Genomic DNA, 11095 nt, shown 5'->3' on the forward strand with positions numbered 1-11095 from the left:
AAAAGCACAATAAAAATAGAGTTCTCGCTTCGCTAAAGGGGGAAAGGGGGAGGATTATTCTAATATTTTTCAATAACCATAAATTTAAGCCCTATGAAAGGTTTTAGTAAAATTGGGGAATTTCTACTATTCTGCTATCTTTTTTCTTAAGATAATCATCAATCGCTCCCTTAAGGGCTTCTTCTGCCAAAACAGAGCAATGCATCTTAATGGGTGGAAGACCACCAAGGGCTTCTGCCACAGCTTGATTTGATATTTTTAATGCCTCATCTATTGTCTTTTCCTTTACAAGCTCTGTAACCATTGAGCTTGTAGCAATAGCCGCACCACAACCAAAGGTTTTGAATTTTGCATCTTTTATTACATTATTCTCTACCTTTATATAAAGCTCCATTATATCACCGCACACAGGGTTTCCAACATGGCCTACACCATCAGGATTTTCAATCTCTCCAACATTTCTTGGGTTTCTAAAATGCTCCATTACCTTTTCTGAATATTGCATATCTTTATTATAACTAAATTTTCAATAAAGAGCAACTATCTTGCTAATGCTACAGATAAGGTTGTTGGCACAATAATCCCTTGGTTTAATCTTATATCCCTTTCTTACCTAAATAAGGATTAGCTAACTTTTACATTGGTAGCTCGTAGACCCTTAGGAGACCTTTCAACATCAAATTCTACAGAACTACCTTCAGATAGGCTCTCAAAACTTGTGTTTGTAAGGCAGGTTTGATGGAAAAATATATCTTTGCCATCTTCAGCTTCAATAAAACCAAAGCCTCTATCTCGGATTAACCTTTTAACCTTTCCTTTCATATTCTCACCTCCATAAACAAAAAAACCGCAAGGATTACAAATCACTCAAAAACCCTGCGGTCTCTTCAAAATTATTTGTCCTCGTCTTACTTGCACTACTTATAATGCTAAATTTATTATAGATAGGATACAATATCCTATATTTCTTTGTCAAGGACTTGATTAAAAAAAATGTAATTATTCAGCCACGGAATTATTTTAAATACATAGCTTAATCACAAATGTTGTTCCCTCTTTCTCTTTGCTTTCTACCTCAATCTTTCCATTATGTGCGGCAATTATCTTCTGACAAACAGACAATCCCAGACCTGTTCCTTTGGCTTTTGTTGTATAAAATGGAGAAAAGAGCTTTTCTATATTTTCTTCTGCAATACCCATACCACTATCCTTAATCCCTATCTCAACAAATCCTTCAGCCATTTTTGTGTTAATTTCCAGTATTTTTTTCTCTTTCATAGCCTCAATTGCATTCTTGATAAGATTAAAGAAGACAATCTTTATCTGCTCAATATCAGCCTTTATTAAGGGAAGGTTTTCTCCTAACCCTTTCTTTATCTCTATACCTTCTGTCATTGAAGGTGGTATGTTTTCTAATACACTGTTTATGATTTCATTTATATCTATAGAGACCATATTAAGCTTAAATGGCCTTGAAAATGCCAGGAGGTTGTTTAAATAGTAACATGCCCTATCTACTGCATTGTTTATCTGCTTAAATATCTTTTGTGCCTTTTCTTCTTTGGGTAGAATTTGGGATAAATAGTAAATCCCACTTTCAACAACAGCCAATGGATTTTTTACCTCATGGGCAACCTCTGCGGCAATCTGGGCTATTGCAGATAATTTCTCTGCGGCAAATAACTTTTCTTGGGTTTGCTTGCGCTCGGTGATGTCTCGGACAAAAACTAAATCTGCCGCTCTGCCCTCATACATAATAACCCCAGCATTAAATTCACTCTCTACCCTATGACCATCTTTGTGTTTAATGGCTGTTTCGTATATGGAAGGAAATTTCTCACCAGCCATCCGGCGCTTGTAATTATCTACACATTTTGCCAATTCATCAGGATGAATATAATTCATAAATGGGGTATTGGTCATTTCCTCCACAGAATAACCTGTTATTAAGGCTAATTGGGGATTGACATATTTCAATAAGGTATCCTGCACAATACAAATCCCATCATTTGCCCGCTCAACCAGAGAGCGGTATTTCTCCTCTTTCTCCCCTAATTCCCTGGTAAGATTATAAAGTTCGCCTGAAAACCTGCTAATAGACTGGATAGTATCCTCTTTTAAAATATCCACTGGTTCAAAAAAGTCATCATAAACCGCTGTTCCTGTCAAAGCCCATTTAAACTCCCCTATATCCAAAGGAACAACATACCAAATCTTATCTACAATTTCGCCTTGTAGAGTCATCCCCTGATAAGGTGCATAAAACTCTTCACCTTTTAATGCCCTGTTAAATACATCCCAAAACCCGTAAAGGTATTTAGCTGGCCTCTTTTTCTCCTCAAGCTCTTTCATCGGTAGATTAAGGACATCTTTATCAGGATGGAAGATAATATGACCTGTTTTCCTGTCTATAATCCCAATAAAGCCTGATAACCCTAATTTTCTAAAGACTAAAGATGTAAATTTCTCATCTGCCTGTAATTCTTTAAGGTCTGGTTTTGGCAATGATGGTAGATAGGTCTCTAGTGTTTTTTTAAGATTATAAACCGATTCCCTTGCGATGTTTATCATTAACCTCTCTCCATTCTCTTTAGTTATTTTAATTACCTCATTCTCTAATTTAATAAAAACCTCAAGGAATTTACCAATTGTCCCAGACCATTCAGCATCAGAGATATTTAGCCTTCTCTTTAATACACATTCCTTGGCAATATGCTTAGCACCTTCACTAAAGAACCATTTTTCTATATGTGACTTGGTATAATTAAAGAATTCATCCTCATTAAAGCCGAATTTTTGGCAGATAAGAGAAGAAAATTCTTTTGTATATCTTGAGAGCCTGTCTGCATCTTTAACTATGGCATCCTCTTTTGAAATTGGCTTGCTTCTTGTATCATGAGCTATGATAGTCTCTATAATCTTTTCCTTTTCATCCTTTGGGTAATTAAGCCCTGAAAGAATTTTTTCAGCGATTATACTACTTTCTACCTCGTGTTTATGAATTAGGTCCATATCTACAAGGGATAAATTCATTTGAAGGGGTATTCTTACCCTTTTCTCCTCCTCAAAAGAAAATAAATGCCAGCCTGTATCATGAAGGATAATTGCCGGGATAATTATTTTCTCATCGCCACCCTCTAAGGCAATCAGCTTTTTTGCCATCTCTAATGATGTTTCAAGATGAACAAGGTCTACATTGTCCCTGCAATATTCTTTAGCTTTCTCAAAAATTTTCTTCATGTCAGACATGTCAGACAGGTCGGACGGGCAGACAGGTCGTCTCAGGCCTTGCCTGTAAAATGACAATACCTGTATCATCAATCGCCCATTCTATATCCTGATAGCAACCAAAATGATTTTCAATATCCCTTGCTATGTTGCTTAACTCAAAAATATATTTCTCCTCCAAATCATCGCTGGTTTTATCTATTTGTTTTGTAACCTTGTCAACAATTACCCGATTTGGGGTTGTCTCTCCAGCAACAAGGCTTTCAACCCTTTCTGTGTATTCAATTACAATCTTAGATGGGTCGCCAGTAATAGGGTTTATGGTAAACATCACACCACCAAATCTATATTTTATCATCTCTTGCACAATCACAGCCATTGTTATATCATTCTTTATACCCAATTTTTCTATGTAGCTTAATGCCCTTGGATTAAAGGTGCTCTGCCAGCATTTCTTAACATTTTCTAAAACATCACCTTTTTCTACATTAAGGAATGTCTCATACATTCCAGCAAAGCTCTTTGTTTCCAAATCCTCTATAGATGATGAAGACCTGACAGCAAATTTGGTTTTTCCCAAAGCATCACAGGCTTCGGTTATTTCTTTTGCTATTTTCTCTGGAATCTCGCATTTATCAAGCTGATGCAAAGCAACAAAATCCAGAAATGCCCTTTTGACAATAGTAAATCCCTTTGGAACAGGTATACCCATCTGTTTTAATTGGTAAAGATTAGCCGCCTTATTGCCAACCTCGTTGGATGCCGCATTATCTGTGTCCCATTTAATGTACATTTGTCTGACATCTTTTTTTCTGCCTTTCTTTATAGAGCCGTTCTGTGAAACCGCCCTCAGAAAGGAAGGATTCTTCTAATTTCTGCAATTGTTTTCTCAAAAGGTAGCTTGCCTGGTTTACCAAACAAATGATTGTATTTGCTAGCACCTCAGCAGAAAGCTTGTAAAAGTCAGACCTGTCGGACTTGTCAGACTGATAGCTTCTTCTCACAACAAGTGCCTCTGGTGAGTTTTTATCCCACCTACACAAGCCCTTCTGACGCAAAAAATCCTCATAATCAAGCAATAATTCCTCAAGGCTGGCTCTTGCAATTCCTGTTAATTTAAGTTCGGTCTTCTTTGATGTTGCAGATGCCATACTACCTTCTGCAATGTTTTGCACACCGCTTCGAGCAGCCTGTATCATTTGATCGCGGGTTCGTGAGTGCTTTTCTACAAAGCGATCACAAAAGATAAGCGTAGCGTCATAGACCAATTGTGCTGTTTGAAAACTACGCAACTTGCGATAGCCACCATGTGGCTGAATTAGTTTGTCAGACCTGTCGGACATGTCGGACATGTCAGACGATTTCAACAATTCCTTTGTTTCCATTAACTTTTATTTTTTGCCCTGTTTTTATCAATTGTGTTCCAAAGCCTGTGCCTACCACAGCAGGCAGCCCATACTCCCTGCATACAATTGCCGCATGGCTCATCATTCCACCAACATTGGTAACCACACCCTTTATCTTGGCAAATATGGGTGTCCAGGAAGGGGTAGTGATTGGGCAGACCATTATCTCACCCTCTTGTATTTTAGATAGCTCATCGCTCGTAAGGATTATCCTGGCAATGCCTTCCACTATCCCAGGTGAAGCAGGGTATCCCTTTATTAATGCCTGGCTTTTACCTGTAAATTCAAGCCAAGAATCTATCTTTTCTGAAACAATCCCCCAGAGCATAATAGTAAATGGCTCTGTAATATTTTCTGGAGGGATACCTAAGGCTGGGGTGGGTTGCCATTTCTCCAAAGCCTTGATAATTCCTCTTCTCTTTTTTATTATATCCTTCCAATACAAAGGAGCCCGTGGAGAAGATCCAACCGCCCAGCAATAATAAAGCTCATACAATGCTTCTCCTACCTCATATCTATTAAGGTAGAATATATCATCACCATCAGAGAAAAATCCTTTTTCTTGAAAAAGCCTTCCAATTTCTCTAATCTTGTTCCAGAATATGGTAAAATGCCAGTGTTCAACAAAGAAGTTATGCTCCTCAACATAGGGAAATACCCTTTTTGCAAGATTTATCTTTTCAAGGAATAGCCTTTTGTCTTCATCCTTTTTAAGAAGTTCAAAATAGCCATTTTTAAGCCTTTTTGCCTCTTTTCTTATTTTCTCCTTGTCTATCTCTATTGCCTCACCCTTTTTAATCTTCTTTATATAACCTAATATTGCCGAAAATGGGATAGATAGGTCATCTATCCAGCTTCTTGGGTTGTGATAAAAACCTGTCCCTGCATTAAAATAAAACCAGGGTTCCTTTGCCATTTCTAATTCAGAAAGCCATTTTCTTCCCCCTTCACTTTCCTTTAGCTTTGTAATTATTTTATCTTGTTCTTTTAGCTCTAAAAATATGTTTGTAAGATTAAGGTCATCAGCAAGCTTTGATAGCCTCCTTATCTCCATATCTGGCTTAAATAAAAGGACATCTATCCCTGCAACAAGCTTTGTTATTGTGCTATCTGCGATATCTGGAAACTTCTCCTTCATAAAGTTTGAAAAGTCAAGGAAGGCAACATAACCTAAGTTCAAAAACTCAAAGTGATACTGCCATATTTTATACATACTCTCTATAATCCTGTTATAAGCCTCAATTAGTCTGTATCCTGAAGAAATACCAACCGCCTCTTTTACAATGTTAAAACTTTCTTTCTCTTCCAAGGCTGGTATTTCTATCTTTTTAATATTTTCTATCTCTCTTTTTACCTTTCTCTTCCATTTTGTATAAAGCCTATTCCAATTTTTATAATAAAACCCAGCCCTCTCTGTAAATTCTTTAATTCTTTCTTTTATCTTGTTTGGAGAATCAACAGGAATTGGGCTTATATAGAGATAGCCATTTAGTATTCTTTGGTCTATACCAAGGGCTGGTGGAACCAAGAATATACGGGAGTTATACTGACCCAATGCAGGACCCCAAGCCTCTGCTGTAATTGCATCAAATGGGAATAATGGGATTGGATGGTGCATTGTGTCGCAAAACCAGAATCTATCCTTGCTATCCCTATCTTCACTAAAAAGGGTATAGTAAGGATACATCTCTTCCCATCCGCTTGCACCGCTTGGTGTTTCAATCTCAAATGGGCTTGGAAATTTTCTTTCAGCTGACATAACCAAAATCTTATCCTCTTCAAAGGATTTTTGTCAATTGACTTTTAAACCCCTAAGCTCATATAATTTTTCTATGAGGATACTTATTCTTGTTCTTGCCTTCCTTTTATTTGGATGTGGCAAGCAAGAAAGGGGATGGATTCCCCTTTTATCCTCCCAAAAATGGTATCAGGATATATCTAATAAGGAAAAAAGATTAACAGGAAGAATATATGACAAAGGAAAAACAAGGTGGATTGTAAAAGGACATGTTAAGGCTGAGAAAGGGGTAATTCCAGAAAGGGAATTTGAATATAAAAAGGGTGAAGAATACAATAGATTTCTCTTTGAGACAGGCGTTGCTATCTATGACATCTACCTTGGCGATTTTTGGCTTGAGGAAAGGATGGAAGAGATTGTTGGTATTGACAAAGAAACAAAAGCACTTTCTTCTAAAAAATTTGAGATAATTGGAAAGGAGAGGGTATTCTTTGTTGAAGAGGGAGGAAAGAAGATAAAGAAAAGGGAGTTTATCCCAGGAATGATAAGGCAGAAATGAAGGTGGGAATCCTTACAATTAGCGATAGGTGTGCAAAGGGTGAAAGGGAGGATAAGACAAAGGAGACAATAAAGGAGGTTTTGGGAATCTCTGATTTTGAATATAGGCTTGTTCCCGATGAATATGGGATGATAAGAGAGGCATTAACTGAGATGTCTTTGTCTTGTGAGCTTATCCTTACAAATGGTGGAACAGGCATTTCTCCTTCTGATATAACACCTGAGGCAACAGCATCTATTCTTGATAAAGAAATTCCTGGAATTCCAGAGGCAATGAGAAAGGCTGGATTAAAATATACACCAAATTCTATACTTTCAAGGGCAAAAGCTGGAATAAGGGGAAAGGCTTTAATCATAAACCTTCCTGGTTCACCAAATGGTGCATCTGAATGTTTGTCTTCTATTCTTCCCGCTATCCCACATGCCATTTCCCTTATAAAAGGAGAGGTAAAGGAATGCGCCAGGTAATCTTAATCATCCTTTTTTCCCTTCAGGGGTTTTGTGAATTTACCCTTCCATCTGCTGGAGCAAAGCCACAGGGTTTGGGTAATGCCTTTATTGGCCTTTCTTTGTCTCCCTATGCTATGGTTTTTAACCCAGCAGGGCTTGCTTCTATTACCTCTTATGAGCTTTCATTTTCATATACAGGGTCTGATTCCTCCTATGACTTTTTAGGCATAACCATTCCAGAGAAAATGAAGGGAAATTGTGGATTTGCTGTTTTAAGCAGAGAAAACAAGGCATTCTATTTCTCCTATGGAAAGTTTTTAAAGATAAGAAATAAAAGCATTTCAGCTGGAACATCTATAAAGCTCTTTAAATCAAAGGATGATGGAAAAGGGTTTGGCATTGATAATGGAATTCTTTATCCTTTAAGGGATAATCTTACATTTGGCTTTGTTCTGGGAAATCTCTTTAGGAATGATTTTGGATATGGATTTGGCTTAAGCTTTAAGATTAAAGATTATCTTTTTACACTAGACCTAAAGGAAAGGGAAAAATCAAGCCTCCATTTTGGGTTAGAGAAGAAAATGAAGAAATTTCTTGTAAGGGGAGGGATTGATGATAAAAGCCTCTCTTTAGGGATTTCTCGTTGTTTTTCTGGTATTGATATAGATCTTTCAATCTCTCCCTTTATTCTCTCGGCTGGGTTTGAGTATTAAGAAACAAGCAAGTTAATCCTTTCTTTAAATGCCCTTTCTTCATTTTCTGTATCTCTCTTTGCACTTTCAATCACCTCTCTTGTTTCTTCAAGGCAAAGATTACTACACCCTCCAATAGACCTCCTTTCCTTTATTAAAGAATAAGGGTCAATTGGGGAAAGGCTTTCTATATTCTCTGCTATTTTTCTATATGCGTCCCTGAATGGGATATTTTCTTTTTTTACCATCTTTAAGCTATAATCTGTTGCAAATATCTCTTTAGTAAATCCCTTTAACAAGGCATCTTTATTTACCTTGAGGTTTTTGACAACAGAAATTCCTGCATCTATTATAGAGCTTGCCAAATCGCATCCATTGAAAAATGGCCCTTTTGTCTCCTGAAAATCCTGATTATATCCAGATGGAAGGTTGTTTATAATGGATAATATTTGGAATAGATAAGAGATAAATGTATTTGACCTTGCCCTTACCATCTCTAATACAGATGGGTTTTTCTTCTGTGGCATTAGGGAAGAGCCAAGCAAAAATTCATCCGCCAGGCTAAAATATCCAAATTCAGGAAGCAAAAAGAGCATCAAATCAGTAGAGAATTTAGAGAGGTCAAGGATTGTCCAAAGAAATGAAAATAGGATATAAGATTCTATCTTTCCCCTGCTATTGTTGACATAAAGGCTATTTTTTTGCAACCTTTCAAATCCAAGTATTTCCCTTATAAATTCTCTGTCTATGGGGAGGGGTGTTCCATAGCTTGCACCTGCTCCAAGCACAGATTGGTCATTTAGCTTATAACTAGATGAAATAATAGAAATTCCATCCAATATGCTTTCTAAAAATGAAGAAGCCCATAATCCAACGGATGATGGCATTGCCTTTTGTAAATGTGTCCTTCCTGGCATTGGAATAAATTCATTTTTCTTTGCAAAATTTAAGAAGGATAAAGCAAGCTCAATACATTTTTTCTTGCTTCTTATTAAAAAATCCTTTGAATAAAGCCTTATAGCTAGAATTACCTGCTCATTCCTTGAGCGTGCAGTATGAACCTTCTTTCCTAAATCGCCTAATTTTTCTGTAAGGTATCCCTCTATTTTTGTATGGACATCCTCATCTTCTCTTTGGATTATAAATTTTCCTTTAATGTCAAGCTCAAGAATCTCAAGAAGCCCTTTCTTTATTTTTTCTTCTTCATCTTTGGTAAGAATTTCAATTTTTTGTAAAGATTTTATGTGTGCAATTGAGCCTAAACAATCCCATTTTACAAGCCTCTGGTCTAATAAATAATCATCAGAAACAACAAAGTCCTCTATTGTTTTATCTATTTTCTCTCCCTTTTCCCAAAGCCTCATAACCTATAATTCTTCCTACACCAATCAATGGTCTTGGCAAGACCTGTTTTGAGGTCTGTTTCTGCTATAAAGCCTAATTTTTCCTTTGCCTTTTCTATGGATGGAACCCTCCTTCTTGTATCCTCAAATCCAGCTCCATAATAGCTCTCATAGCTTGTTAAGGCAATCTCTGAGTCCGAATTCGTTAGTTCCTTAATAACCTTTGCTAAATTATAGATTGATGTCTCAAAATTTGAGCCAATGTTATAGACATCTCCCTCTGCATCTTTTGTCTCAGCCGCTAATATTGTTCCTTTTACTGTATCATCAATGTATGTAAAGCATCTTGTCTGTTTTCCATCACCGTGAACTGTAATAGGTTCGTTTTTTAAGGCTTGGGTTATAAACCTTGCTATTACACTTCCATACCCTTTTTCATCTATATGGGGTCCGTATGAATTAAAATATCTAACAATCACAACAGGAAGACCCTTTTTTGAATATGCAAATGCAAGGTGTTCATCAATTGCCTTTGATGTAGAATATGCCCATCTATCTATCTTGGTTGAGCCTAATACCCTAAGAGAATTATCCTCATCAAATGGAATTTCTGTTAATTTTCCATAAATCTCTGATGTTGAGGCAATGAGGGTCTTTTTCCAATATTTATATGCAGATTTAAGAACAATCTCTGTGCCAGTAACATTTGTAAGCATAGCCTTTAAAGGGTCATCAACAATATGCTTTACACCAACAGCAGCCCCTAAGTGATAGATAGTATCGCATTTTTCTATAAGAGAATCCATTATCTTTTCGTTTAGGATTGTGTCATTTGTAAAATGGAATTTTGGATTGTCAAGGTTATGCTTTATATTATCAATCTTTCCTGTCGATAGGTCATCAATTACATATACCTCATTGCCTTTCTCAAGAAGCCTATCAGCAAGGTTTGACCCAATATATCCTGCACCACCTGTAACCAATACCTTCATTGTTTTCCTCTTAAGTAAATGCTTACAATACTTTCAATAAATTTTTATTAAAGTCTATTTGAATTTTAAGCCTCCTTAAAGAATCTATTCCCAATAAGCCTTTAACACCACTTTGGGGAGGCAAATCATGGCATACCACCCAGACATCTTTTATTTCTTTGCCCAAAACCTCTATTTTATCTATCTTAATTAAAGGAGCAATTTCAATCCCACTTGCCGTGATTATGGTTATCTTTTCTTGGGAAAGTTCGGGTTTATATCCTAATGCCTCTGCAATATCCCAAGGTATTATAGTGTAAGTTGCACCTGTATCTACTACCATCCCTATCCTTCTTTTTCCAATTTTAGAATTGACAACTACAGTCAAAATGATTAATGGTGCTTTCTCGTCAATCTTTATCTCAATCATAGAATTACAGCATAGCCCTTTTCTGGAATCCTTCCTGTATAGGTAATATACAGATCATCTTTCATTCCCTTCTGTTTCTCATCAATCTCATACCTATTCTTGCTGTGTAATATGAGATTACCTTCTGTTGGAATACCCAATTCATTTGACTTTAATACCTCTATTAACAGCCATTCATTCTTGTACTTCTTTTTTAATTCATTTATATCCATTGTTTGCATTCCCTTTTTATTGCTCAAGTTTTAAGCTAATCATATACAATTTTACCAAACCCTTTTA

Annotated in this window: 13 protein-coding genes; 3 read left to right on the forward strand and 10 right to left on the reverse strand. The window is 36.5% G+C overall.

Annotation, left to right across the window (positions count from 1 at the left end):
• Window positions 1-103 precede the first annotated feature (103 nt).
• From nifU to AB1630_01825, 6 genes are all read right to left on the reverse strand, one after another.
• Window positions 104-505 carry a Fe-S cluster assembly scaffold protein NifU gene (gene nifU / locus AB1630_01800; protein MEW6102544.1) on the reverse strand — a complete coding sequence of 134 codons (402 nt, stop codon included), beginning with the start codon at window positions 503-505 and terminating at the stop codon, window positions 104-106.
• A gap of 119 nt (window positions 506-624) precedes the next feature.
• On the reverse strand, window positions 625-822 hold the full coding sequence (locus tag AB1630_01805) for a cold shock domain-containing protein (protein ID MEW6102545.1): 198 nt from the start codon (window positions 820-822) through the stop codon (window positions 625-627).
• 198 nt (window positions 823-1020) lie between these two features.
• On the reverse strand, window positions 1021-3240 hold the full coding sequence (locus tag AB1630_01810; GenBank protein MEW6102546.1) for an ATP-binding protein: 2220 nt from the start codon (window positions 3238-3240) through the stop codon (window positions 1021-1023).
• 10 nt (window positions 3241-3250) lie between these two features.
• Window positions 3251-4021, reverse strand: coding sequence for a PEP/pyruvate-binding domain-containing protein (locus AB1630_01815; GenBank protein MEW6102547.1), 771 nt, complete (start codon window positions 4019-4021; stop codon window positions 3251-3253).
• Complete coding sequence (locus AB1630_01820) at window positions 4011-4613, reverse strand: four helix bundle suffix domain-containing protein (protein MEW6102548.1); 603 nt, start codon at window positions 4611-4613, stop codon at window positions 4011-4013. The genes AB1630_01815 and AB1630_01820 overlap by 11 nt, the downstream gene beginning before the upstream one ends.
• Window positions 4582-6393 (reverse strand): PEP-utilizing enzyme, encoded by a 1812-nt coding sequence (locus AB1630_01825; GenBank protein ID MEW6102549.1) that lies wholly within the window; start codon window positions 6391-6393, stop codon window positions 4582-4584. The genes AB1630_01820 and AB1630_01825 overlap by 32 nt, the downstream gene beginning before the upstream one ends.
• A gap of 73 nt (window positions 6394-6466) precedes the next feature.
• Between AB1630_01825 and AB1630_01830 the strand changes: the two genes are divergently transcribed.
• From AB1630_01830 to AB1630_01840, 3 genes are read left to right on the forward strand one after another with little or no spacing between them, the layout of a single operon-like run.
• Window positions 6467-6931, forward strand: a complete 465-nt coding sequence (locus tag AB1630_01830) for a hypothetical protein (GenBank protein ID MEW6102550.1) — start codon at window positions 6467-6469, stop codon at window positions 6929-6931.
• The gene (locus tag AB1630_01835; GenBank protein ID MEW6102551.1) at window positions 6928-7398 is read left to right on the forward strand and encodes a MogA/MoaB family molybdenum cofactor biosynthesis protein; all 471 of its coding nucleotides are present in this window, start codon (window positions 6928-6930) and stop codon (window positions 7396-7398) included. Before AB1630_01830 ends, AB1630_01835 begins: the two co-directional genes overlap by 4 nt.
• Entirely contained in the window at window positions 7386-8093 is a 708-nt protein-coding gene (locus AB1630_01840; GenBank protein ID MEW6102552.1) for a hypothetical protein, read from the forward strand. The genes AB1630_01835 and AB1630_01840 overlap by 13 nt, the downstream gene beginning before the upstream one ends.
• Here AB1630_01840 and argH read toward each other — a convergent pair.
• The 4 genes from argH to AB1630_01860 are packed head-to-tail and all read right to left on the reverse strand — an operon-like array spanning window position 8090 to window position 11028.
• On the reverse strand, window positions 8090-9436 hold the full coding sequence (gene argH, locus AB1630_01845; GenBank protein ID MEW6102553.1) for an argininosuccinate lyase: 1347 nt from the start codon (window positions 9434-9436) through the stop codon (window positions 8090-8092). The genes AB1630_01840 and argH overlap by 4 nt on opposite strands.
• On the reverse strand, window positions 9433-10407 hold the full coding sequence (locus tag AB1630_01850) for a GDP-mannose 4,6-dehydratase (GenBank protein ID MEW6102554.1): 975 nt from the start codon (window positions 10405-10407) through the stop codon (window positions 9433-9435). The genes argH and AB1630_01850 overlap by 4 nt, the downstream gene beginning before the upstream one ends.
• Before the next feature lie 22 nt (window positions 10408-10429).
• A complete protein-coding gene (locus tag AB1630_01855) occupies window positions 10430-10816 on the reverse strand; it encodes a retropepsin-like aspartic protease (protein MEW6102555.1) in 387 nt (128 codons plus the stop codon).
• The gene (locus AB1630_01860) at window positions 10813-11028 is read right to left on the reverse strand and encodes a hypothetical protein (protein MEW6102556.1); all 216 of its coding nucleotides are present in this window, start codon (window positions 11026-11028) and stop codon (window positions 10813-10815) included. The genes AB1630_01855 and AB1630_01860 overlap by 4 nt, the downstream gene beginning before the upstream one ends.
• Window positions 11029-11095: the final 67 nt, after the last annotated feature.

The organism is bacterium, from assembly GCA_040753555.1.
Lineage (GTDB): Bacteria > UBA9089 > UBA9088 > UBA9088 > UBA9088 > JBFLYE01.